A 21,312-nucleotide genomic window follows, 5' to 3' on the forward strand; every position below is an offset into this window, starting at 1 on the left:
GCAGGCCTCGCTCATTTCACAGGAAGACACCATGACTCTGACGGGCAACATGCTGATCGGCCAACAATCCGTGGCGGGCAATCGTCCGGCCTTTCGCGGGATCGATCCGGCGACCAACCAGGCACTTGAACCGCAGTACGCCGGGGCGTCAGCCGAACAGGTGGAACAGGCCTGCGCCCTGGCCTGGGCGGCGCAAGACGCGTACCGCGAAACCAGCCTGAGCACCCGTGCGGCATTTCTCGAAAGCATTGCCGAACACATCGAAAACCTTGGCGATGAACTGATCGAACGCGCCCACGGCGAAACCGGTCTGCCGCGTGCACGCCTTCAGGGCGAACGTGGCCGCACTTGCCAGCAATTACGCCTGTTCGCCCGTACCGTGCGCGCGGGTGAATGGCTGGACGTGCGCGTCGACAGTGCGCAACCACAACGCCAACCGCTGCCGCGCTCCGACCTGCGCCAGCGGCAGATTGCCCTGGGGCCGGTCGCGGTGTTTGGTGCGAGCAACTTTCCGCTGGCATTTTCCGTGGCCGGTGGCGACACCGCCGCAGCGCTGGCGGCCGGTTGCCCGGTGATCGTCAAGGCGCACAGCGCCCATCCGGGCACCAGCGAACTGGTCGGCCGCGCAGTCGCGCAAGCGGTCAAAGCCTGCGGTCTGCCCGAGGGCGTGTTTTCCTTGTTGTTCGATTCTGGCTACGAAGTCGGCATCGCATTGGTCAGCGACTGGCGCATCAAAGCTGCTGGTTTCACCGGCTCGCGCACTGGCGGTCTGGCCTTGATGAAAGCTGCGCAAGCGCGGCCCGAGCCGATCCCGGTGTATGCGGAAATGAGCTCGATCAACCCGGTTTTGCTGTTTCCCGCCGCGCTGGAAAATCGCGCGCAGGCGCTGGCCGAAGGGTTTGTCGCGTCGCTGACATTGGGCGCCGGGCAGTTCTGCACCAACCCGGGATTGCTGATTGCCCGCAAAGGCCCGGCGCTCGACGGGTTCCTCAGCGCGGTGGCTGAACTGATCCCGCGCAGTGCGGCGCAAACCATGCTCACGCCCGGCATCTTCGGCGCCTATCAAGCAGGCGTGACGGCTCTACAGGACAATCCCCACACGCGCGCGGTGGCGGTTGGCAAACCGGGAAGCGGTCCGAATCAGTGTCAGACGCATGTCTTCAGCACCGATGCGGCGGATTTCCTCGACGATCAGCGTTTGCAAGCTGAGGTGTTCGGCGCGACATCGCTTGTCGTGCAATGCAGCAGTGACGAAGAAATCCGTCAGGTCTGCGAACATCTGGAAGGCCAACTGACCGCGACCCTGCACATGGATGACGCCGACCTTGCACTGGCGCGCACGTTGTTGCCAACCCTCGAGCGCAAGGCCGGGCGCTTGCTGGTCAATGGCTGGCCGACCGGCGTGGAAGTCTGCGATGCGATGGTGCATGGCGGGCCTTACCCGGCGACCTCGGATGCGCGCAGCACCTCGGTGGGCACTGCGGCGATCCTGCGTTTCCTGCGGCCGGTGTGCTATCAGGATTTCCCCGACAGCTTGCTGCCGACGGCGCTGCAACAGGCCAATCCGCTCAACCTTCGGCGCTTGCTTGATGGCCACCGGGAAGCGACACGCCATGGCGAATAATCCTTCGCACGACATCGCCGTGGTCGGCGCCGGAATCATTGGCGTTGCTTGCGCACTGCGCCTGGCCCGCCAGGGTTTGCGCGTGGTGGTCATCGATCAGCAGGAACCGGGGCATGGCGCTTCGTTCGGCAACGCCGGACATCTGGCTACCGAGCAAGTGTTCCCGATTGCTGATGTGTCGATCCTCAAGCGCCTGCCGGCCATGCTGATGGACCCGATGGGGCCGCTGCGTCTGGACTGGAAATACCTGCCGCGCGCCCTGCCGTGGTTCACCCGCTTGCTGCTGAATCTGCGGCCCGAGCCTTTTCAAAAAACCGTCGCCGGCTTGCGCGCGCTGAATGAGAGCAGCCTCGACGCGTGGCAGCGCTTGCTCAGCGAAATCCAGCGTCCGGATCTGCTCAAGGTTGACGGCTCGTTACTGGTCTTCGAAAAACCTGAATCCCGACAGGCCATCGAGGCTTTGCATGCGCGCCTGAATCAGCAGCAGGTGCCAGTGGACTATTGGCAGGCCGGGGCAATTCGCGAGACGGCGCCGCAGCTCAGCGAACAGATACAGGGCGGACTGTTTTTCCCGCGCACCGGGCATTTTCTCGACCCGTATCGGGTGGTGTGTGCGTTGGTCGAGGCGGCTCGCAGCAGCGGCGTAAGTTTTCTAAAGCAGCAGGTTCAGGGCGGCTACGTGCAGGAAAACGGCGTGCTGTTAGTCACCGGCAATGGCGGCGTAACAGCCGCTCGAGTGTTACTGGCCTGCGGTGCGCATTCGGCAAAACTCACCGCCGCGCTGACTGGCAAGCAAGTACCGTTGGACACCGAACGTGGCTATCACCTGATGCTGCCCCACGAGCATGATCGCCTGCCCTTCCCCGTCACCTCGCTGGAACGCAAATTCATCATGACGCCGATGCGCGAGGGCCTGCGCCTGGCCGGCACGGTCGAGTTCGCCGGATTGGAGCGGCCAGCGAACATGGCGCGCGCCTGGCAGTTGCAGCGTTTGAGCCAAGGCCTTTTTCGCAAGGATCTGAACGCTGATGGCGCCACACCGTGGATGGGCTTTCGCCCGTCGCTGCCGGATTCGCTGCCGGTGATCGATCAGGTTTGCGCCGGCAAGGTCTTGCTTGCCTTCGGTCATCAGCATCTGGGCCTGACTCAAGCGGCGCTGACGGCGGAATTGATCGGGCAGATGGTCTCAGGCGCCACCCTCGCGTTGCCGAATATCGACGCCTACCGACTGGCACGTTTCTAAGCGTGCTTCAGCGCGTCGCCGTGATGCATGGCCAGGTGGCCGGTCTTGTCGCTCTTGACCTCGTACTGCGGCGCATCTTTCGAGGCCGGGCGGTGGCGGCCCATGAACTCGGTATCGCGAGTGTGCACCTTGACCACTTTGCCGCGGATCTCGCCGGCCTCGGAATTCCAGCGCACCGCATCGCCGACTTTGAATGAACTGCTCATCACTGCGTCCTCGCTCTGGCTTGTTGGTTTATGGAGCCGCGCGCGTTGCAGAAATTCCGCATTTTTGCGAGGCGACCGAAGGCAGGCAAAAAAATCGAACGGCGAAAATCGCCCGCACCTCCAACTTGCACAAGCCATAGAAAACGGCCATGACGAGGTGTGAGATGAATAACGATCAAGGCAAGCAAGGTGACGATCCGCTTCCAACCACCCCCGACCCGCTGAGTCCGGGGCGAACCGAGGTCGATCCGATGAAGGAACGCGGCATCGACGAACTGCCCGACAACGAAGGCGAAATCCCGCTGGATGATGACGATACCGGTCTGGATCCGGAGCGCGTACGTCAGGAAACCGATAACGCCGAGATGGACGACCAGCCCAATCCGCGTTGAGGGCTGAAAGGCAGCCGTCGCTATACGGCTGCCTTTCGTTTCTCCAGTCAACGGCAGAATCAGGCAAGCATTTCACAGAAATGCACTACTTCGCGCTCCAACCCAGGCGTAACAATGGGCGTCCGACTACCCCATGGAGGATGCTCACATGCTCGTACAAGCCTACGGCGCCCACGCTGGCGACAAACCTCTTGAGCCGATGCAGATCAACCGCCGTGCCCCGGCGGCGCACGACGTACAGATCGATATCGCCTTCTGCGGCATCTGCCATTCCGACCTGCATCAGGTGCGCGCCGAATGGGCTGGCACGCAATTCCCTTGCGTGCCCGGCCATGAAATCGTCGGCCGCGTCTCGGCGGTTGGCGATCACGTCAAAGCCTACAAGGTTGGCGATCTGGTCGGTGTCGGTTGCATCGTCGACAGCTGCCAGCACTGCGATGACTGCGAATCCGGTCTGGAAAATTACTGCGACGGCATGATCGGCACCTACAATTTCCCGACCCCGGACGCACCGGGCTGGACCCTCGGCGGCTATTCGCAAAACATCGTCGTGCACGAGCGCTATGTGTTGCGCATCCGTCATCCCGAGGCGCAATTGGCCGCCGTCGCGCCGCTACTCTGCGCCGGCATTACCACCTACTCGCCGCTGCGTCAGTGGCACGCTGGCCCCGGCAAGAAAGTCGGCGTGGTCGGCATCGGCGGCCTCGGCCACATGGGCATCAAACTGGCCCACGCCATGGGCGCCCACGTGGTCGCGTTCACTACCTCCGAATCCAAGCGTGAAGCGGCCAAGGCGCTGGGTGCGGACGAAGTGGTGGTGTCGCGCAATGCCGAAGAAATGGCGGCACACACCAAGAGTTTCGACTTCATCCTCAATACCGTCGCAGCGCCGCACGATCTCGACGCCTTCCTCGTCCTGCTCAAGCGCGATGGCGCGTTGACTCTGGTCGGTGCGCCTGCCTCGCCGCATCCGTCGCCGAACGTGTTCAACCTGATCACCAAGCGCCGCACCATTGCCGGTTCGATGATCGGCGGCATTCCCGAGACTCAGGAAATGCTGGATTTCTGCGCCGAGCACGGCATCGTTTCCGACATCGAGTTGATCCGCGCCGACCAGATCAACGAGTCCTATGAGCGCATGCTCAAGGGCGACGTGAAATACCGCTTCGTCATCGACAACGCAACCCTCGCCGGCTAAGCGCAAGCGCCCATCGGCAGCGCAAGGCTGCCGATGGGTCGAGGAATTGCACCTGCACAATTGACAGCGCCCGCGTTGCTCGCCAGAGTCGCACCCCTTTTTCCACCGCTGGGTGAACAGGGGTCGCCGTTGAACCAACAGACATTGTCCATGCGCCTTGAACGCGTCGCGGCTCACGTGCCGGTCGGCGCACGACTGGCCGATATCGGTTCCGATCACGCCTATTTGCTGGTTGCCCTGATGCGCCGAGGCCTGATTACAGCGGCGGTGGCTGGCGAGGTCGCGCGCACGCCGTTCCACGCAGCGCAACGCACCATCAATGACAACGACCTGCACGGCCAGATCAGCGTGCGTCTGGCCGATGGTCTGGCGGCGATCAGGCCTGACGACGGCATCAGCGCCATCACCCTGTGCGGGATGGGCGGCGAAACCATTCGCGATATTTTCGAATCCGGCAAAGCCCATCTCAGTGGCCACGAAAGACTGATCCTGCAACCCAACGGCGGCGAGCAAGCGCTGCGCCAGTGGTTGATGGATAACGGCTACCGCATCGTTTGCGAAGAAGTGCTGCACGAGAATCGCTTCGACTATGAAATCATCGTTGCCGAGCGCGGCTCTGATCCGGTGACTTACGATGCCAGGGAACTGTTTTTCGGACCGCTGCATCTGCAGGCGCGCTGCCCGGCATTTCTGCACAAATGGCAACGCAGGCTGAGTCAGCGGCAAAAGACGTTGGGGCAGTTTACGCGAGCGCAACAGGTGTTGCCGCAGGACAAAATTCTTGCGCTGAAGCAAGAGATGCAGTGGATCAGCGAATTGCTCGGGTGACTGCGCGGCCGTCTACGCGAGCAGGCTCGCTCCCACAGGAAATTGCATTTCTCTTGAGGAAACACGGTCAACTGTGGGAGCGAGCCTGCTCGCGAAAGCGGCGTGGCAAGCTACACAGCAACCAAATTGGCCGCATCCGGCCGAAAAACAAAAAGCCTGCTGTTGAAAGCAGGCTTTTTCGTGGGTCGTGAACTTACTTCTGCTGCGTCAGCGCCGAGTAGCTGTTCATCAGGTTGCGGTAGTTGGGGATGCGCTGCGACAGCAGATTGCCCAGGCCTTCGATGTCGTTGCGCCAGTCGCGGTGCAGCTCACAGGCCACCGAAAACCAGTTCATCATCTGCGCGCCGGCCTGAGTCATGCGGTTCCATGCGGCTTGCTGCACGGTGGTGTTGAAGGTGCCGGACGCATCAGTGACCACGAACACATCAAAACCTTCCGCCAGTGCCGACAGGGTCGGGAACGCTACACAGACATCCGTTACGACACCGGCGATGATGATCTGCTTGCGCCCGGTGGCCTTGATCGCCTTGACGAAGTCTTCGTTGTCCCAGGCGTTGATCTGACCTGGGCGAGCGATGTACGGCGCGTCCGGGAACATCTCTTTCAGCTCCGGCACCAGCGGGCCGTTCGGGCCTTGTTCGAAGCTGGTGGTGAGGATGGTTGGCAGGTCAAAGAACTTGGCCAGATCCGCCAGCGCCAGCACGTTGTTCTTGAACTCGTTCGGCGAGAAGTCCTGCACCAGCGAGATCAGACCGGTCTGGTGGTCAACCAGCAGCACGATAGCGTCGTCTTTGTTCAGGCGGTTGTAGGTTGGAGTGGTCATGGTGTGCGTCCCTTTTCAAGTTTGGAGTTTTGTTGTTGCGTTCAAGTTGGGTACAGATTACTGACGCACAGCAAAGGGATAAATCGGCTGAAAAGCGTTTCACCGTCCACTCAAACGGGACAATCATTCGAGGCCCGCTCTGATTAGATACACCACAGTACAAATGATGTACCTCAGCCCCCATTTATCAACTCGGCACAACTTCCTAAAGTCTCCTCCAACAGCCACCCGCCATCCTGACGGGCCAGCGACAGAGGAAATCATCATGAGCACATCGAAAAAAGTAGTTGTCATCACCGGCGCCTCGCAAGGCATTGGTGCAGGTCTGGTCGAAGGCTTTCGCGCCCTTGGCCATCAAGTGGTCGCTACCTCGCGCTCGATCAAAGAGTCGAGCGACCCGGATGTCCTGACCGTCGCCGGCGACATTGCCGATCCGCAAACCGCCGAGCGCGTGATTCGCGCCGCTGTTGCCCGCTTCGGTCGCGTCGATACGCTGGTCAACAATGCCGGGATCTTTCTGGCCAAGCCGTTCACCGCTTACAGCCAGGCGGACTATGCCCAGGTCGTGGCGACCAACATGAGCGGCTTCTTCTACATCTCGCAACTGGCCATCGCCGAGATGGAAAAACACGGCAGCGGCCACGTCGTCAGCGTCACCACCAGCCTGGTCGATCATGCAATCGACGGCGTGCCTTCGGTATTGGCGTCGCTGACCAAGGGCGGCATCAACGCCGCGACCAAATCCCTGGCCATCGAGTACGCCAAGCGTGGCATTCGGGTCAACGCCGTGTCGCCGGGCATCATCAAGACGCCGATGCACGCTGAGGAAACCCATCAGGCGCTGGGCAGCCTGCACCCGGTCGGCCACATGGGCGAAATCGACGACATCGTGCAAGCGATCCTCTACCTCGACGGGGCAAATTTCGTCACTGGCGAGATCCTGCATGTCGACGGTGGCCAGAGCGCCGGCCATTGATCGAAACCCTGCAACGCCGCCGGTGGATACCGGCGGCGTCGTTGGTTGTGGTACACAGAGGATGAACGTCCGTCGATCCTCGGTGCGAGCCACAATGAAACGCCATTTTGAAGATTTGCAGTTAGGCAGTATCGAACTGTTCTGCCTGGCCGCCGAAGCCGGCAGCTTCACCGCCGCCGCGCAACTCGCCGGGGTCACGCCCGCTGCGGTGAGCCGGTCGATTCTGCGTCTGGAGCAACGCTTGGGTTCGCGACTATTTGCCCGCACCACGCGCAGCATCCGCCTCACCGACGCCGGCCGGAGCTTCTTCGAACAGTGCAGCCAGGCGCTGACGCAACTGGTCGAAGCGCAGCAGGAAGTCATGGGCGCGCAGACTTCGCCCTCGGGTCGACTGCGCATCAGCCTGCCGACCACCTACGGGCATCACCGCATCCTGCCGCTGCTACCGAAATTTCGCGCGTTGTACCCCGAGGTCACGGTCGACGTGCACTTGGGCAATCGCAATATCGACTTCGTTGAAGAGGGCTATGACCTGGCGATACGCGTGCGCGCACAACCGGACTCGACGCTGATCGCGCGCTTGCTGGAAGACGCCGCCCTGGTGGTGGTCGCCGCCCCTGAATATCTGCATAGAGCCGGCACGCCGCAGACGCTGGACGATCTCATCGCGCATGAGTGCATCCAGTTCGAATTGCCCAGCAGCGGGCGGCGGATTTCCTGGCTGTTTCAGGAAAACGGCCGGGACCTGGAAGTGATTTCCGACGGTGGCTATTCCTGCTCCGATGACGTGCTCGGCGGTGTGACGCTGGCCAAGCACGGCGCCGGGCTGTTTCAGACTTACCGTTTCATCGTCGAGCAGGAACTCGCCGATGGCCGCCTGATTGAAGTGCTGCAACCGTACACCGGACGTTCGCGCCCCTACACCCTGCTCTACCCGCACGGCCGCTATGTGCCGCAACGGGTGCGGGCGTTTGTGGATTTTCTGCTGGGGTTTCGTGATGAATGGGCGGGACCCGCGCGGTAATCAGCCGGTCTGACGCAGGCGGCTGAGTTCCTTGGACGGCGGGCAGCCGAACTGGCGGTTGTATTCGCGGCTGAATTGCGAAGCGCTTTCGTAGCCGACGCGGTAACAGGCGCTGGACACGTCCAGCCCTTCATTGATGATCAGCCGCCGTGCCTCTTGCAGGCGCAGCTGTTTTTGATATTGCAGCGGGCTCATGGCGGTGACGGCTTTGAAGCGGTGATGCAGCGCCGAGTTGCTCAGGTTGGCCACCTGCGCCAGCGCGTCGATACGCAGCGGCTCGGTGAAATTCTTGTTCAGCCAGTCGATAGCGCGCGTGACCCGGTGGGTCTGCGAATCGTTGACGGCGATTTCATACAGCAGATGCCCGTGCTGGCCGCGCAGCAGGCGGTAATACAACTCGCGCAACGCCATCGGCGCGAGCATGCCGATGTCGCGCGGATTATCCAGCAGGCGCACCAGACGCAGCATGGTGTCGAGCAGGGTCACGTCGATCTTGTCGAGAAACATCCCGCGCCCGGCGTCCTGCGGCATGCCGGTCAGCGGCGATTCGGCAATCAGTTGCGTCAGTTGTGCCGGATCGAAATCCAGCCGTACGCAAAAATACGGCGCCTCGGGCGAGGCTTCGATCACTCGTCCGGACACCGGCAATGTCACCGACACCACCAGGTAATTCAGCGGGTCGTAGAGGAAACGTTCGTCACCCAGCCCGACTTCCTTGCGCCCCTGCACGATCAGGCACAGCGCCGGCCGGTGCACCACGTGAATCAGCTCGGACGGGCCATCAAGACGGATCACATGCAGCGGCGCAATCGCCGTTTCGTAGGTGCCCGGCGCGTCAAAGCGTTGAGTCAGCAGGCGCACCAGTTCGGCGCGATACACCGCCGTGTCGTGGAGGATGGAAGCGTCGTGGTTATCCATGCAAAGGGCCTCGAAAGCAGACGAAGGTGGGTCAACTGCGGAGGAAGATTAGCCAGTTTTACCCAGCGGCGACTAGATCAAAGATGCTGCAGATTTGCCTGATTCTGCGTGCTCGTGTTACTGGCAAAGCCATGGGCGCGTTATCACACGCGCCCTTGGCTTCTCACGCCACTATCAACCCGCCGTTACCGTCATGCCGCCATCGGCCATGACCACCGAGCCGACCATGAAACTGGCGCGGTCGGAGGCGAGGAAGGTGACGATTTCGGCGATTTCTTCCGGCTGCGCCGCCCGACCGATCGGCGCCGCTTCGCCGTGCTGTGCGAGGAAGCCCGGGCCATCCTCGACCACGTCATTAAGGATATTGGTCACCACATCGCCGACGCCGATGGCATTGACGCGAATGCCGTGCTCGATGACTTCCAGGGCCAGCGTGCGGGTCAATTGTGCCAGCGCACCTTTGGAAGCGGTGTAGGCGGCAATGGTCGGAAAGGCAAAGTACGACGCATAGGAAGCGATATTGACGATCGCGCCGGACTTGTTCGGGATCATCGCCTTGACCGCTTCGCGGCAGTGCAGGAAGGCGGCCGTGGCATTCACTGCCTGGATCTTTTCCCAGTCGTCGCGGCTCATGTCGATCACTGCTTTGTTGATAATGATCCCGGCGTTGTTGACCAGAATATCCAGGCGCCCGAACTGCTCGACGGCAAGGCCGACTGCGCGTTCGGCGGCGCCGTCCTCGGTGATGTCCGCCACCAGCGGCACCAGATCGGGACGAGCCAGTTCTTCGACAGCCGGGTTGAGGTCTTCGGCAATCACCTTGGCGCCGCGAGCGTGCAGCATCAACGCAATCGCCTTGCCGATGCCACTGGCCGCGCCAGTGACCAGTGCAACTTTACCGGCGACTTCTTGTGGCAGGGTGTGGTTGAAATCAGTCATGGTTTTAACTCCTCGATAGCGAATCGGTGTTGCGCCTGATGGCGCGGTCGTAAACACGGCTTCACTGTCGCGCACTGTCCGCCGCCGGGCTTTCGGGCGATTGCCGGGGCTGTCGGAGTTTTGCGCTGGAATTTCTCATTCGCCCGCCCTAACCTTCAAAATCATTCGCAGCCAAAGCTTTTGATGGAGCGTTCTGTGCCCTCTGCCAGCCCCGCTACACCGACAATCAGCCAGCCCGCGCGCATCGCCGCCGAAGCCATGCCGGAGCATCTGCCCGGTATTGCGGAAACGACCACGCCCCGGCCGCAGATCAAGGATGCGGTGGTGCAGCTGTTCCGCCATCAAACTCTGCTCGAACCGATCCGCGTGCCATGCGTGGCCGAACCGCTGCTGGTGCTGGTATTGGCCGGCACTGCCCGGGTCGAAGAACGTTCGTTGGGCGGAGAATGGCAGGCGAGCCAGGTCATGGCGGGCGACTTCTTCCTGACCAACACCCGCGAACCCTATGAAATGCGCTGGCAAACCGAAGGCTGTGAGGTATTCGAAGTCATGCACCTCTACCTAGGTCTGGGCCTGATCGAACAAGCGGCGCGCGAAGCGTTCGGCGAACAGGCCGGTGCAGTGACGTTTGTCGATGTGTCTGGTGCGCGTGACGAGCAGGTCAGCTTCATCCTTGAGCAACTGCGCATCGAACTGACCGAACAGCGCCAACCCAGCGCACTGCTGGTGCACAGCCTGGCTCAGGCGTTGGCGATCCATCTGCTGCGTCATTACCTCGACCCCGACAGCAACCCGCGCCGCGACAACGCCCTGCCCGCCTACAAACTGCGCCGGGTGATCGAAGCCATGAATGCGAATCTGGCGGAGGATTTCAGCCTCGGTCATCTAGCCCGGATTGCCGAACTGAGCGACTACCATTTCAGCCGTACCTTCAAGCGCGCCACCGGCTTGTCGCCCTCGCAATACTTCATCCGCCTGCGCATGAGCCGCGCGCGCCATCTGTTGCTGGAGACTGCGCACAGCGTTATCGACATTGGTCTGGAGGTTGGCTATTCCAGCCCCAGCCACTTTTCCCAAGTGTTCCGCCGCGAAGTTGGCGTCACTCCGAGCGCCTACCGCGATGCGCCGCGCGGCGGGTGAAAAACCGCTCGAAAAGCGATGCAGCAGAATTGGGCAAATCCCGTGGAGGAATCGATTAATAGCCCATGAGCCGCCGCGCTTAACCTTCTTCCAAGCCCACTCACGGGCACACAGAAGAGGACGACATCATGCTGAACATTCAAGACAAAGTGATCGCGATTACCGGCGCCAGCAGCGGCATCGGCGAAGCCACCGCACGCCTGCTCGCCGAACGTGGCGCCAAAGTGGTGTTGGGTGCACGGCGCACCGAGCGTCTGGCCGTGATTGCCGAAGAGATCAACGGCGCCGGTGGCCACGCGCAGTTCCGCGCACTGGACGTCACCGATCAGCAGGATGTGCAGCGCTTCGTCGATTTTGCCGTGGAGCATTACGGCCGCGTCGATGTGCTGGTCAACAACGCCGGGGTCATGCCGTTGTCGCGGCTGGACGCGCTGAAGGTCGATGAATGGAACCGCATGATCGACGTCAACATCCGTGGCGTACTCCACGGCATCGCCGCCAGCCTGCCGTTGATGCAGCGCCAGCGCGCCGGGCAGATCATCAACATCGCCTCGATCGGCGCTTACGCGGTCAGTCCTACTGCGGCGGTGTACTGCGCGACCAAATATGCGGTACGGGCGATTTCCGAAGGCTTGCGTCAGGAGGTGGGCGGCGATATCCGCGTCACCGTCATCGCACCGGGCGAGACTGAATCGGAACTGGCCGAGAGCATTTCCGATGAAGGCGGCCGCGAAGAGATGAAGTCATTCCGCAAGATCGCCATCCCCGCCGAAGCCATCGCCCGCGCGATTGCGTATGCCGTTGAACAACCGGCGGACGTGGACGTCAGCGAACTGATCGTACGCCCAACGGCGAGCCCTTACTGAGACCCGGAGTCAATCTGTGGCAGCTAGCCTGCTCGCGAAAGCGCAGGGTCAGGCGAACATGATGTTGAATGTACCGCCGTCTTCGCGGGCAAGCCCGCTCCCACAGGGGGTTGTGGCACCACCAAATCATTGGTCAACACGGAACATTGTGGGAGCGAGCCTGCTCGCGAAAGCGCTGGGTCAGCCGGCAAAGATGTTGAATGTGCCGCCGTCTTCGCGAGCAGGCCCGCTCCCACAGAGGTTGTAGCACCACGAAATCATTGGTCAACACGGAACACTGTGGGAGCGAGCTTGCTCGCGAAAGCGGTGGATCAGCCGGCAAAGATGTTGAATGTGCCGCCGCCTTCTCGAGCAGGCTCCCACAGGGAATCGCGGTGCCGCTGACGAAACGGGCTGGAACTCATATCTAACCTAACGCGCCCCCGGCCCGATCAACATGCTTTCGATCTCGGCGCCGGGCATCATTTGCTGCAATCCTTCGATGAGCTTGTCGCCCGCCTCGGTCAGCGCTTCCAGCGGCATCGTCGGCAGGCTTTCGAGGATGAACCACATGTGCTGCGCCTGCGCATCAAGGCGGGTTCGCACGCCTTGGCGCCAGTTCCAGCGCCGGCAGGTCACGCCTTGGTCATCGCGCCAGACCACTTCGCCGGCATCCGGAAACTCGTGCGCGGGCAGGCCTTCCTTCATCGTGTCGAACGGCTCGCTGCCGTCGGCGACGACCAGACGCGGCGAGCCGACGTAGGCCTCGGCATTCTCGCCCCCCACGGGAATCGCGTATTCCAGACTGATGGCGTTGTACAGATCGACCACCGGATCAATGCTCGGCAAGTTGCCGTCGCGCAACACACGCTTGCGCAGTGCCTCGGCCGAGCAAGGCGTGCGCTGCGGTTTGGCGCCGAACTGGCGAAACACGTCAGCCCAGGCCTGAAGATGCGCATGCGCCCACGCCGGACCACCGTTGGCGACGATCTGGCAGGCTTTGGCCAGTGCTTCACCGGCCACGTATGCCTGAGTAATCGGCGCCGCTTGCACAACAATACTCAGCGCTCTGAAGCCCGGCGCGAGTTGCGCAACAGCCGGATCGATTGACGGCACGACAGACAGCATCCCAGAATCCCCCTCATACCCGAATTTCAAACGATGCTAGCGATCAATGACCAAGAAAGTCAATATATCGACCGAAGCCGGCGCCGACGTCGAGACCGTCAGCGCGGCGGTGTCGCGCACGCTCAAACAGGCGCGCAAACAACAGGGCATCACCCTGGATGAACTGTCCAGACGCTCCGGCGTGAGCAAAGGCATGGTGGTCGAGATCGAGAAAGGCTCGGCCAACCCTAGCATCGCGACATTGTGCAAAATCGCCGCGGCGCTGGGCTTGTCCGTCGCAGACTTCGTCAACGTCGCCGATACACCAACGGCGCACCTGATTGATAGTCAGGACATCCCCACGCTATGGACCGGTGAACTGGGCGGATCGGCGCGCCTGCTGGCCGGCACCAGCGGCCCGAACATGCTGGAGTTGTGGCGCTGGGAGCTGTTTCCTGGCGAGTCGTTTTCTTCAGCTGGTCACCCGAATGGCACCACCGAGTTGTTTCATGTCGAAAAAGGCACGTTGCATCTGCAAGTTGGCGATGCCGAGCTTATTGTCGGCCCTGGGTGTTCGGCGGTGGCGAGGACCGATGTGGCGCATGGGTATGCCAACCATGGGCGAGCGAAACTGGTTTTCACGATGTCAGTGACTGAACTGCATCAGGGTGCCAGGGAAAGCCCCTCACCCTAGCCCCCTCTCCCCGAGGAGAGGGAACTGTCCGGGTTGACCATCATAGGGAGCGTTCCCCTTCAAACAGCACGGTCAGCGTGACGGCGGATGCTCCGTCGAAACCGAATTGGCCGCATCCACATCCGACATGTCTTCTTCCACAGGTGCCTCGTCGTCCGGCGGCAAAGGCACCTCGGGGTTTTCGCGCTGGGGATCGTGCCCGGTCTCATTGTCGGTGGTGCGCGTCACGGCCTGTTGCGACTGGTTGCCCGGTGCGTTTTCATCAATGTCCATGTCGGTCTCCGAGGTGATCAAAAGATGTGTACCTGAGCGTGTGAAATGCCCAAACGTGACAAGTGCCCGACAATGGACGAACGGCGTTCTGTAGAAAACGCAAAAAGCCTGCTTTCGAGGCAGGCTTTTGCTTTGGATTTAACGCTTACTTCTGCTGCGTCAACGCCGAGTAGCTGTTCATCAGGTTGCGGTAGTTGGGAATGCGCTGCGACAACAGATTGCCCAGGCCTTCGATGTCGTTGCGCCAGTCGCGGTGCAGCTCACAGGCCACCGAGAACCAGTTCATCATCTGCGCGCCGGCCTGAGTCATGCGGCTCCATGCGGCTTGCTGCACGGTGGTGTTGAAGGTGCCGGACGCATCGGTGACCACAAACACGTCAAAGCCTTCCGCCAGTGCCGACAGGGTCGGGAACGCTACACAGACATCCGTGACCACACCGGCAATGATGATCTGCTTGCGCCCGGTGGCCTTGATCGCCTTGACGAAGTCCTCGTTGTCCCAGGCATTGATCTGGCCTGGACGAGCGATGTATGGCGCGTCCGGGAACATCTCTTTCAGCTCTGGTACCAGCGGGCCGTTCGGGCCTTGCTCGAAGCTGGTGGTGAGGATCGTCGGCAGGTCGAAGAACCTGGCCAGATCCGCCAGCGCCAGCACGTTGTTCTTGAACTCGTTCGGCGAGAAGTCCTGCACCAGCGAGATCAGACCGGTCTGGTGATCCACCAGCAGCACGATAGCGTCGTCTTTGTTCAGGCGGTTGTAGGTTGGAGTGGTCATGGCGTGCGTCCCTTTTCAAGTTTGAAGTTTTGTTGTTGCGTTCAAGTTGGGTACAGATTACTGACGCACAGCAAAGGGATAAATCGGCTGAAAAGCGTTTCACCGTCCACTCAAAGAGGACAATGCCAAGAGTCGAAATGCTAGACGGCTAATCCGCCGGAACGGCGCCATGCTATGCTCCGACAGAGAAAACGAGGGGTTAACAATGAGCGAATCAGCCACTGACAGCGTCGCGAGCGAAGTATGCAAGCTTGCGGAAAAACACCGCATTGGCGCCGAGCGTGACGGCCTGAGCCGCATGGCGGCAACGATAACGCAACTGGCTGGTGATACCGTCGAGCTGGATAATGTTGAGCAGTTGCTGGTTAATCTGAAGCGAAAGGGTGTGTTGAACAAGGCAGAAATCATGGCCTTGCAAGGACGTTACCTTCAGGAAAAAAGGCGTTCGAAAAAGCAGCTCAGCGCATGACGTTCGACCCCTTCGGCGATTTCGAAACTGAAGGCTACCTTCGCAACTCGCTCAAGCTGAAAGACCCGGTTGAAGTAAAGGAATCGGAACATCTCTCTTTCGAAGCCAGTATCGAAGACGCCCTTGCTCATCTGGCAAAAAAGAGATCCATCGACTATCAAGCGATACTCAAAACTCATGAAATCCTGTTTGCCGGTTTCTACCCATGGTCAGGCAAAGACAGGAATGAGCTTGTTCCCCACCTCGCGGTTTTCAAAGGATCAAAAGAAGATCCGCATCACACACCTTTCGAGCGACCTGAGCTGATCAAAAGATCCGTCGAATATGCGCTGGAGCTCGCTACAAACAAAAAACGCTTCCGCGAGCGCCCCGGCGAGGTGATGGGCCAATTGGCTTTCGCTCATCCGTTTCTGGATGGTAATGGGCGGACTATCCTGCTCGTTCACATGGAACTGTGCTATCGAGCCAAGTTCGCCATCGATTGGTCGAAGACCAACAAAGATGCGTATTTACGGGCGCTCAGCGACGAGATCCGCGATCCTTCCAGAGGCCACCTGGACGACTATCTGAAGCCCCACGTCGTAGACATCTCAAGCCGTGAGGAATGGCCCGAAGTGATTGGCGGTATCAAAGGGTTGGACGGTTTGGATAAGGAAGGAATCGTCTACGCGAATCTGGACAATCCCGACATTCAGCAACTGTATGAAACCTACAGAACGCAGCCAATAAAGTGACCAAGAAGCCTGCTGTTAAAAGCAGGCTTTATTTGTCTGGCGGCCTGCGCGACGCAGACCTGCTTACGCGCCCTGACGACTCAAGCTGAAATTCACTCAATCGTAAAACGGCTCAACCAACGCCCGACTACCGACAAAGAAACTGTCCGCCACCAGGCGCAACGGTTGCAGATCCAGGTCGCTGGCCTTGTCGCTGATCAATTGCTGGAAGTGGCGATAGACCGCTGCGTACTCGCCCTCCTCCGAGACGCTTTGGCGCACGCCGTCGATGCTCAGCACCGCGCCGCCATTGTCCAGGCGCAGAACGCCCTCGGTGCAGCGGATTTCGATGCTCCACAGTTCGTCGTGGCCGTGGTCGAAATCAAACTCGGCGCGGACGTCCAGTTGACGTGCGTCAGACATTTTGATCGAGGCGGCAATCGGCGACTGGCAGTTGCTCGGTACGCGCAGTTCGGCGGCTTCGACAAACAGCGGCAGCGCCAGCAGGTGGGTGATGATCGACAAGGCGTTGATGCCCGGGTCGAAGACGCCGAGGCCGCCCGGTTGCCAGATCCACGCCTGGCCCGGATGCCACTTGCGCACGTCTTCCTTCCAGTCGATCTGCACGCTTTGCAGGGTGCGGCTGGCAAGCCATTCACGTGCAGCAGCGATGCCCGGTGCATAGCGTGAATGCCAGGCGAACAAAGCGCTGACGCCTTGTTCCGCGACTTGATCGACCAAGGCCATGGCTTCGCCCAATGTTGCACAAGGCGGCTTTTCCACCAGCACGTGCTTGCCGACCGCCAATGCCTGTTGCACCAGCGCGAAGCGCCCTTGTGGCGGCGTGCAGAACGCAATTGCGTCGACAGTCGGGCCGTTTTCGAGCAGTTCGCCCAGCGACTGGAAGTTCTCCACCCCGGCGCAAGGTTTGCCTTGGGTTGCGACCGCCACCAACTGGAACGCAGGGTTGGCGAGGATGGCGGGGACGTGTTGATCCTGGGCAATTTTGCCGTAGCCCACCAGGCCGAGACGAATCGGTTGCATTACAGACTCCTGTTGTTGTTTTGGTCGTTGCAGCGCAGCGGCAAGAGTACGTGTTTCTGCGCTCGCCTCCAATCGTCATACTATTTAAATCAGGTTTGCTCGCGGCGAACGCATGGCTTATTCGTCATTTCTTCTTACACCTTTTGTCGTCCGATCCCGCACTGCGCGGCGATCGGCAGCCGGCGATCAGCCTCAATTTGCTATCATGCGGCGCTTTTACGGTTAACCCCCCGCCAGTCCTGCCGACTCGCGGGCTGCAAAAGGCGGTATTAGATGACGGCTTTGTTGACTCGCCGCAAGGTACTTGCGGGAATGGGCGTGCTCGGGCTCGGCCTGCTCGCCGGTTGCGATACCCGTGGCCAACTGTCCTACAAGTACGGCAAGGATCTAAGTGACAAGATCCTCGGACGCACCTTCAAGCTGAAGAATCCCGAAGGCGAAACCATGTCGCTGTCGAGCTTTCGCGGGATGATGCCGATGATCTTTTTCGGCTTCACCCAGTGCCCGGCCGTTTGCCCCACTACCCTGGCCCGCGCCGCACAGATCAAAAAACTGATGGGCCGCGACGGCGACCGTTTGCAGGTGGTGTTCATCACCCTCGACCCGGAACGCGACACGCCGCAGATCCTCGACGCCTACGTCAAAGCCTTCGACCCGAGCTTCGTCGCGCTGTACGGCACGCTTGAGGAAACCAAGGCCACCGCCAAGGAATTCGACGTGTTCTACGAGAAAGTCCCCGCCGGCGACACCTACACCATCTCCCATACGTCCACCAGCTACGTCTACGACTCGCGTGGTGAGTTGCGCCTGGGCCTGTCCACTTCGCTGACAGCCCAAGAGTGCACGGAAGATTTGCTTACTGTTATGGAGGTCTGCTGATGCATCCCGTTCTGAATCACCTCAAACGCACCGTATGTGCACTGTCCCTGCTCGGCCTGGCCTTTCAGGCGTCGGCGCAGACCAAAGTCGACGACGCCTGGGTCCGTGCAACGGTGCCGACCCAGTCTGCCAGCGGCGCGTTCATGACCGTCACTGCCGACAGCGACAGCAAACTGCTCAGCGTCGCCTCGCCAGTGGCCAAGGACGTACAGATTCACGAAATGAGCATGCAGAACGATGTGATGACCATGGGCCCGGTAAAGTCGGTTGAGCTGCCTGCCGGCAAAGCCGTGAGCTTCGATCCGAACGGCTACCACGTCATGCTGATGGGCCTGACCGGTCAGTTGAAGGAAGGCGACAGCGTGCCGCTGACCCTGACCGTGGAAAACGCCAAGGGCGAGAAAGAAACCATCGAAGTCAAAGCACCGGTCCGCGCGCTGACCAACATGGGCGGCCACGATCACAGCAAGATGCATTGATCGCTGACGAAAATACTGTTCGCCCGACAGAAAAACGGGGCGGCCTGATCGATGATCAGGCCGCCCCTTTTTTTTTTGATGTGTGCAGAATTAACGCTTGCGGGCCAATGCGTTGCGCACGCTTTCCGGTGACATCCCTGAGCTGGAACGGGTCATGGGTTCAACGACGGTCGCCTTGGCCAACTGTTCCTTGCGCTTCGTGACCTGACGCCAGTGGTAAGCGAAATATCCGACTGCTACCACGATCCCCAACCAACCGAACACCGAACTCACGAAGAACCACAGCGCCAGTGTGACCCACACGGTTTTCGAGTTGAACAACTTCAAACTGTCGTCGGCAGGCACCGGTTCGACCGGCGTCTGTGGCGCCTCCGGTACTTTCTGCATCCCCTGCAGATCAAAGCGCAGCGCGAAGTCCGCCCCGGGCACAGGCACCTCGATCTGATTGCCTTCAGCACGATGCACGCGAATTTCGCCATCGACGAGCGAGACGGAGCTGAAACTGATCTGGGTGTCACAGCGAATCTCGCCGTTGACCAAGGTCACGACCGTTCGTTGTGAGTCAGCGGGAGTGTCGCGCATGTCGATTCCTTGAGCGTTCCACGCCGGACGACGTGCGAAGGGAAAATCCGTTGGAGGCAAATGCTACTGAGTGGCTAATACGCTGTCCAGAAGCGTGAACCCGGCTGCAAGTTATCCGGCTCGAGCGTGTTCGAAGTAACCAGCCTGATGGAAAGCGTGCTTTACATCTGAAACAACATCAGCAACCATGTAAAGGGTCTTTTACATAGGAAGTGAAGAATGAACCGGTACCACCTCGAATTGGGCGCAGCGTTAATCCTCTACATGCTGGTGCTGACAGCATCATTGATTGCCTCGCAATACCTGATGGATGCGCACCTCGTGCTGCGCTCGGCCGTCGCACTGACGCCGATCATTCCGGCGGCCCTGATGTGCTGGGCCATCGTGCGGAACATGCGGCGCATGGACGAAATGCATCTGCGCATCCAGTTCGAAGCCTTGGGGTTCGCCTTTGCCGCCTCGGCATTGGTGACCTTCAGCTACGGTTTTCTGGAAAACGTCGGCGCCCCGCATATCCCGTGGACGTGTGTGTGGCCGGTAATGGGGCTGATGTGGATTGTCGGCCTGCACATTGCGCGACGCCGCTACCAATGAAAAACCGTCTCAAGGAATTGCGCGCCGAGCGCAAGTGGTCGCAGGTCGATCTGGCCGAACGCCTGAAAGTGTCGCGCCAGACGATCAACGCCATCGAAAACGAACGCTACGATCCGAGCCTGCCATTGGCGTTTCAGATTGCCCGGGCGTTTGAGCTGCCGATTGAGAGCATTTTTGATGATGGCGAATCTTGAATGGCAAAAGGGGCAACACACGTTGCCCCTGTTCGATCAACTCCCCGCACCACCATGCGCCTCTTCAAAGAAGTAATCCTTCCAGCTCCCCGCCTTGTTTTTCAACACACCCAGTTCCTGCAATTTCTCGGCGTAGATGAACGTGCGTTGCGGTACGACGGTGAAGTCGATTTCCGGGTCTTTGACGATTTGCTCGACCAGAGCCAAGGGCAATTTCGATTGCTCTACGCGGATGTAGGCCTGGGCAGCGGCGGGCTTGTCGGCTTTGATGATCTGCTCGGCTTCGGCCAGTGCGTCGTAGAACGCCTTGTAGGTTTTCGGGTTGTCGTCGTGAAATTTTTCCGTGGTGTAGAGCACGTTGAACGTCGCCGGGCCGCCGAGGATGTCGTAGGAACTCAGCACTTTGTGCACGTTGGGGTTTTGCAGCGCCTGGTACTGGAACGGTGGGCTGGAGAAATGCGAGTTGATTTCCGAGCCGCCAGCTATCAGCGCGGCGGTGGCGTCCGGGTGCGGCAGGCTGACCGAAATGTTGTCGAACTTCTTGAACTGGTCATTACCGTATTCCCTGGCGGTTTCAATCTGCAGGGTGCGCGACTGGAAGCCTACGCCTGCGGCTGGCACGGCGATGCGATCCTTGTCGCTGAAGTCCTTGAGGGTTTTGATATTCGGGTTGTTGGTCAGCAGGTAATTGGGCATCGAGCCCAGCGCGGCGATGGCTTTGACGTTCTGTTTGCCCTTGGTGCGGTCCCACACAGTAAGCATCGGCGGCACGCCGGCCGAGACCACGTCCAGCGCTCCGGTCAGCAGCGCCTCGTTCATCGCCGTGGCGCCAGAAATGCTGTTCCAGTCGACCTTGATCTCCAGGCCCTGGGCCTTGCCGTGTTTCTCGATCAATTGTTGATCGCGCACGACGTCGAGAATCAGGTAACCAATGCCGAATTGCTGGGCGATGCTGATTTTGCCCTCGGCCCGGGCGCCGCTGCTGAACAGCGCGCCCGCTGCCAGAGTTGCGGCCAACAGAGTCAGCGCAGAACGTTTGAACGGTGTGGCCATGACAACCTCGCAGCATGGGGATGGGCTGAAAAGCCTGACTTTATAGCTATAAAAAATTGAAATTAAATATCTTTATCGCATATCGATAGCACTGAGCGATTTGACGTCTGCTGCTGGAATTCAGGAGCAGTGGATGGACCTACAACAGTCTGAAACAAAAAACTGCCGCTCCGAAAAACGGCCATACGTCCCACAACCCACGCCCGCTATGGGCACGCGCCGTTCCAGCGATCGCCAGCCGCAGGTTTAAAAAGCCGATCAGCCTTCTTGCCCTTGGTATCATCACCCACACTTTTTTGA

26 protein-coding genes are annotated in these 21,312 nt (G+C 60.2%); 16 read left to right on the forward strand and 10 right to left on the reverse strand.

Translation table 11 applies throughout. The annotated features are described in order from the left end of the window. Positions 1 to 31: 31 nt before the first annotated feature. On the forward strand, positions 32 to 1,624 hold the full coding sequence (locus ND528_RS01145) for an aldehyde dehydrogenase (NADP(+)) (protein ID WP_263469386.1): 1,593 nt from the start codon (positions 32 to 34) through the stop codon (positions 1,622 to 1,624). Further along, on the forward strand, positions 1,614 to 2,867 hold the full coding sequence (locus ND528_RS01150) for an NAD(P)/FAD-dependent oxidoreductase (protein ID WP_263469387.1): 1,254 nt from the start codon (positions 1,614 to 1,616) through the stop codon (positions 2,865 to 2,867). Before ND528_RS01145 ends, ND528_RS01150 begins: the two co-directional genes overlap by 11 nt. Here the strand turns inward: ND528_RS01150 and ND528_RS01155 are convergent. After that, a complete protein-coding gene (locus tag ND528_RS01155) occupies positions 2,864 to 3,073 on the reverse strand; it encodes a hypervirulence associated TUDOR domain-containing protein (RefSeq protein WP_263469388.1) in 210 nt (69 codons plus the stop codon). The two genes, ND528_RS01150 and ND528_RS01155, sit on opposite strands and share 4 nt — an antisense overlap. 164 nt (positions 3,074 to 3,237) lie before the next feature. Here ND528_RS01155 and ND528_RS01160 point away from each other — a divergent pair, with 164 nt between their 5' ends. From ND528_RS01160 to ND528_RS01170, 3 genes are all read left to right on the forward strand, one after another. Continuing rightward, a complete protein-coding gene (locus tag ND528_RS01160; RefSeq protein WP_110645810.1) occupies positions 3,238 to 3,465 on the forward strand; it encodes a hypothetical protein in 228 nt (75 codons plus the stop codon). Between the two features lie 148 nt (positions 3,466 to 3,613). Beyond that, on the forward strand, positions 3,614 to 4,663 hold the full coding sequence (locus tag ND528_RS01165; RefSeq protein ID WP_212616034.1) for an NAD(P)-dependent alcohol dehydrogenase: 1,050 nt from the start codon (positions 3,614 to 3,616) through the stop codon (positions 4,661 to 4,663). 129 nt (positions 4,664 to 4,792) lie between these two features. Then, complete coding sequence (locus ND528_RS01170; protein WP_330221307.1) at positions 4,793 to 5,491, forward strand: tRNA (adenine(22)-N(1))-methyltransferase; 699 nt, start codon at positions 4,793 to 4,795, stop codon at positions 5,489 to 5,491. 193 nt (positions 5,492 to 5,684) lie between these two features. Here the strand turns inward: ND528_RS01170 and ycaC (ND528_RS01175) are convergent, their stop codons facing one another. Continuing rightward, complete coding sequence (gene ycaC / locus ND528_RS01175) at positions 5,685 to 6,314, reverse strand: isochorismate family cysteine hydrolase YcaC (RefSeq protein WP_212616032.1); 630 nt, start codon at positions 6,312 to 6,314, stop codon at positions 5,685 to 5,687. A gap of 265 nt (positions 6,315 to 6,579) precedes the next feature. Here ycaC (ND528_RS01175) and ND528_RS01180 point away from each other — a divergent pair, with 265 nt between their 5' ends. Both ND528_RS01180 and ND528_RS01185 read left to right on the forward strand, forming a co-directional pair. Next, the gene (locus ND528_RS01180) at positions 6,580 to 7,290 is read left to right on the forward strand and encodes an SDR family NAD(P)-dependent oxidoreductase (RefSeq protein ID WP_016774234.1); all 711 of its coding nucleotides are present in this window, start codon (positions 6,580 to 6,582) and stop codon (positions 7,288 to 7,290) included. Positions 7,291 to 7,384: 94 nt separating this feature from the next. Further along, positions 7,385 to 8,314, forward strand: coding sequence for a LysR family transcriptional regulator (locus ND528_RS01185; RefSeq protein WP_137213239.1), 930 nt, complete (start codon positions 7,385 to 7,387; stop codon positions 8,312 to 8,314). On the opposite strand, the gene ND528_RS01190 is transcribed toward ND528_RS01185, so the two are convergent. Beyond that, the gene (locus ND528_RS01190; RefSeq protein WP_016774232.1) at positions 8,315 to 9,232 is read right to left on the reverse strand and encodes an AraC family transcriptional regulator; all 918 of its coding nucleotides are present in this window, start codon (positions 9,230 to 9,232) and stop codon (positions 8,315 to 8,317) included. It lies immediately after the preceding gene. 174 nt (positions 9,233 to 9,406) lie between these two features. Next, on the reverse strand, positions 9,407 to 10,171 hold the full coding sequence (locus ND528_RS01195) for an SDR family NAD(P)-dependent oxidoreductase (protein ID WP_016774231.1): 765 nt from the start codon (positions 10,169 to 10,171) through the stop codon (positions 9,407 to 9,409). 258 nt (positions 10,172 to 10,429) lie between these two features. On the opposite strand from ND528_RS01195, the gene ND528_RS01200 reads away from it, so the two are divergent. Both ND528_RS01200 and ND528_RS01205 read left to right on the forward strand, forming a co-directional pair. After that, positions 10,430 to 11,311, forward strand: a complete 882-nt coding sequence (locus tag ND528_RS01200; RefSeq protein ID WP_263469796.1) for a helix-turn-helix domain-containing protein — start codon at positions 10,430 to 10,432, stop codon at positions 11,309 to 11,311. A gap of 128 nt (positions 11,312 to 11,439) precedes the next feature. After that, positions 11,440 to 12,177: an SDR family oxidoreductase gene (locus ND528_RS01205; protein ID WP_263469390.1), complete on the forward strand. Its 738-nt coding sequence runs from the start codon at positions 11,440 to 11,442 to the stop codon at positions 12,175 to 12,177. 411 nt (positions 12,178 to 12,588) lie between these two features. On the opposite strand, the gene ND528_RS01210 is transcribed toward ND528_RS01205, so the two are convergent. Further along, the gene (locus tag ND528_RS01210) at positions 12,589 to 13,284 is read right to left on the reverse strand and encodes a B3/B4 domain-containing protein (protein WP_263469391.1); all 696 of its coding nucleotides are present in this window, start codon (positions 13,282 to 13,284) and stop codon (positions 12,589 to 12,591) included. Between the two features lie 46 nt (positions 13,285 to 13,330). Here ND528_RS01210 and ND528_RS01215 point away from each other — a divergent pair, with 46 nt between their 5' ends. After that, positions 13,331 to 13,957: a helix-turn-helix domain-containing protein gene (locus ND528_RS01215; RefSeq protein WP_263469392.1), complete on the forward strand. Its 627-nt coding sequence runs from the start codon at positions 13,331 to 13,333 to the stop codon at positions 13,955 to 13,957. A gap of 72 nt (positions 13,958 to 14,029) precedes the next feature. Here ND528_RS01215 and ND528_RS01220 read toward each other — a convergent pair whose 3' ends face one another. Then, on the reverse strand, positions 14,030 to 14,230 hold the full coding sequence (locus tag ND528_RS01220) for a hypothetical protein (protein ID WP_130912486.1): 201 nt from the start codon (positions 14,228 to 14,230) through the stop codon (positions 14,030 to 14,032). 145 nt (positions 14,231 to 14,375) lie between these two features. Continuing rightward, complete coding sequence (gene ycaC / locus ND528_RS01225; protein ID WP_137213233.1) at positions 14,376 to 15,005, reverse strand: isochorismate family cysteine hydrolase YcaC; 630 nt, start codon at positions 15,003 to 15,005, stop codon at positions 14,376 to 14,378. A 205-nt stretch (positions 15,006 to 15,210) separates the two neighbouring features. On the opposite strand from ycaC (ND528_RS01225), the gene ND528_RS01230 reads away from it, so the two are divergent. Both ND528_RS01230 and ND528_RS01235 read left to right on the forward strand, forming a co-directional pair. Beyond that, positions 15,211 to 15,474, forward strand: coding sequence for a hypothetical protein (locus ND528_RS01230; RefSeq protein WP_130909541.1), 264 nt, complete (start codon positions 15,211 to 15,213; stop codon positions 15,472 to 15,474). Further along, positions 15,471 to 16,208, forward strand: a complete 738-nt coding sequence (locus ND528_RS01235) for a Fic/DOC family protein (RefSeq protein WP_130909540.1) — start codon at positions 15,471 to 15,473, stop codon at positions 16,206 to 16,208. Before ND528_RS01230 ends, ND528_RS01235 begins: the two co-directional genes overlap by 4 nt. A gap of 96 nt (positions 16,209 to 16,304) precedes the next feature. Here ND528_RS01235 and ND528_RS01240 read toward each other — a convergent pair whose 3' ends face one another. Continuing rightward, complete coding sequence (locus tag ND528_RS01240) at positions 16,305 to 17,231, reverse strand: Gfo/Idh/MocA family protein (RefSeq protein WP_130909539.1); 927 nt, start codon at positions 17,229 to 17,231, stop codon at positions 16,305 to 16,307. Between the two features lie 273 nt (positions 17,232 to 17,504). Here ND528_RS01240 and ND528_RS01245 point away from each other — a divergent pair, with 273 nt between their 5' ends. Further along, positions 17,505 to 18,110: an SCO family protein gene (locus tag ND528_RS01245; RefSeq protein WP_016774221.1), complete on the forward strand. Its 606-nt coding sequence runs from the start codon at positions 17,505 to 17,507 to the stop codon at positions 18,108 to 18,110. Then, positions 18,110 to 18,589, forward strand: coding sequence for a copper chaperone PCu(A)C (locus ND528_RS01250; protein WP_263469393.1), 480 nt, complete (start codon positions 18,110 to 18,112; stop codon positions 18,587 to 18,589). The genes ND528_RS01245 and ND528_RS01250 overlap by 1 nt, the downstream gene beginning before the upstream one ends. A gap of 90 nt (positions 18,590 to 18,679) precedes the next feature. Here the strand turns inward: ND528_RS01250 and ND528_RS01255 are convergent, their stop codons facing one another. Then, positions 18,680 to 19,171: a hypothetical protein gene (locus ND528_RS01255; RefSeq protein WP_071171860.1), complete on the reverse strand. Its 492-nt coding sequence runs from the start codon at positions 19,169 to 19,171 to the stop codon at positions 18,680 to 18,682. Between the two features lie 219 nt (positions 19,172 to 19,390). Between ND528_RS01255 and ND528_RS01260 the strand changes: the two genes are divergently transcribed. Together ND528_RS01260 and ND528_RS01265 are read left to right on the forward strand one after the other, a co-directional pair. Further along, on the forward strand, positions 19,391 to 19,765 hold the full coding sequence (locus ND528_RS01260) for a hypothetical protein (protein ID WP_130899769.1): 375 nt from the start codon (positions 19,391 to 19,393) through the stop codon (positions 19,763 to 19,765). Continuing rightward, a complete protein-coding gene (locus tag ND528_RS01265; RefSeq protein WP_137213231.1) occupies positions 19,762 to 19,959 on the forward strand; it encodes a helix-turn-helix transcriptional regulator in 198 nt (65 codons plus the stop codon). Before ND528_RS01260 ends, ND528_RS01265 begins: the two co-directional genes overlap by 4 nt. Before the next feature lie 36 nt (positions 19,960 to 19,995). Here the strand turns inward: ND528_RS01265 and ND528_RS01270 are convergent, their stop codons facing one another. After that, positions 19,996 to 21,012: an ABC transporter substrate-binding protein gene (locus ND528_RS01270; protein WP_263469394.1), complete on the reverse strand. Its 1,017-nt coding sequence runs from the start codon at positions 21,010 to 21,012 to the stop codon at positions 19,996 to 19,998. Positions 21,013 to 21,312: the final 300 nt, after the last annotated feature.

Source organism: Pseudomonas mercuritolerans (assembly GCF_025706525.1).
GTDB classification, from domain to species: Bacteria; Pseudomonadota; Gammaproteobacteria; order Pseudomonadales; family Pseudomonadaceae; genus Aquipseudomonas; species Aquipseudomonas mercuritolerans.

Bases quoted from the DNA above. Each gene is read 5' to 3' on its own strand.
- ND528_RS01145 (WP_263469386.1), top strand. From the start codon at position 32: ATGACTCTGACGGGCAACATGCTGATCGGCCAACAATCCGTGGCGGGC.
- ND528_RS01150 (WP_263469387.1), top strand. From the start codon at position 1,614: ATGGCGAATAATCCTTCGCACGACATCGCCGTGGTCGGCGCCGGAATC.
- ND528_RS01155 (WP_263469388.1), bottom strand. From the start codon at position 3,073: ATGAGCAGTTCATTCAAAGTCGGCGATGCGGTGCGCTGGAATTCCGAG.
- ND528_RS01160 (WP_110645810.1), top strand. From the start codon at position 3,238: ATGAATAACGATCAAGGCAAGCAAGGTGACGATCCGCTTCCAACCACC.
- ND528_RS01165 (WP_212616034.1), top strand. From the start codon at position 3,614: ATGCTCGTACAAGCCTACGGCGCCCACGCTGGCGACAAACCTCTTGAG.
- ycaC (WP_212616032.1), bottom strand. From the start codon at position 6,314: ATGACCACTCCAACCTACAACCGCCTGAACAAAGACGACGCTATCGTG.
- ND528_RS01180 (WP_016774234.1), top strand. From the start codon at position 6,580: ATGAGCACATCGAAAAAAGTAGTTGTCATCACCGGCGCCTCGCAAGGC.
- ND528_RS01185 (WP_137213239.1), top strand. From the start codon at position 7,385: ATGAAACGCCATTTTGAAGATTTGCAGTTAGGCAGTATCGAACTGTTC.
- ND528_RS01190 (WP_016774232.1), bottom strand. From the start codon at position 9,232: ATGGATAACCACGACGCTTCCATCCTCCACGACACGGCGGTGTATCGC.
- ND528_RS01195 (WP_016774231.1), bottom strand. From the start codon at position 10,171: ATGACTGATTTCAACCACACCCTGCCACAAGAAGTCGCCGGTAAAGTT.
- ND528_RS01200 (WP_263469796.1), top strand. From the start codon at position 10,430: ATGCCGGAGCATCTGCCCGGTATTGCGGAAACGACCACGCCCCGGCCG.
- ND528_RS01205 (WP_263469390.1), top strand. From the start codon at position 11,440: ATGCTGAACATTCAAGACAAAGTGATCGCGATTACCGGCGCCAGCAGC.
- ND528_RS01210 (WP_263469391.1), bottom strand. From the start codon at position 13,284: ATGCTGTCTGTCGTGCCGTCAATCGATCCGGCTGTTGCGCAACTCGCG.
- ND528_RS01215 (WP_263469392.1), top strand. From the start codon at position 13,331: ATGACCAAGAAAGTCAATATATCGACCGAAGCCGGCGCCGACGTCGAG.
- ND528_RS01220 (WP_130912486.1), bottom strand. From the start codon at position 14,230: ATGGACATTGATGAAAACGCACCGGGCAACCAGTCGCAACAGGCCGTG.
- ycaC (WP_137213233.1), bottom strand. From the start codon at position 15,005: ATGACCACTCCAACCTACAACCGCCTGAACAAAGACGACGCTATCGTG.
- ND528_RS01230 (WP_130909541.1), top strand. From the start codon at position 15,211: ATGAGCGAATCAGCCACTGACAGCGTCGCGAGCGAAGTATGCAAGCTT.
- ND528_RS01235 (WP_130909540.1), top strand. From the start codon at position 15,471: ATGACGTTCGACCCCTTCGGCGATTTCGAAACTGAAGGCTACCTTCGC.
- ND528_RS01240 (WP_130909539.1), bottom strand. From the start codon at position 17,231: ATGCAACCGATTCGTCTCGGCCTGGTGGGCTACGGCAAAATTGCCCAG.
- ND528_RS01245 (WP_016774221.1), top strand. From the start codon at position 17,505: ATGACGGCTTTGTTGACTCGCCGCAAGGTACTTGCGGGAATGGGCGTG.
- ND528_RS01250 (WP_263469393.1), top strand. From the start codon at position 18,110: ATGCATCCCGTTCTGAATCACCTCAAACGCACCGTATGTGCACTGTCC.
- ND528_RS01255 (WP_071171860.1), bottom strand. From the start codon at position 19,171: ATGCGCGACACTCCCGCTGACTCACAACGAACGGTCGTGACCTTGGTC.
- ND528_RS01260 (WP_130899769.1), top strand. From the start codon at position 19,391: ATGAACCGGTACCACCTCGAATTGGGCGCAGCGTTAATCCTCTACATG.
- ND528_RS01265 (WP_137213231.1), top strand. From the start codon at position 19,762: ATGAAAAACCGTCTCAAGGAATTGCGCGCCGAGCGCAAGTGGTCGCAG.
- ND528_RS01270 (WP_263469394.1), bottom strand. From the start codon at position 21,012: ATGGCCACACCGTTCAAACGTTCTGCGCTGACTCTGTTGGCCGCAACT.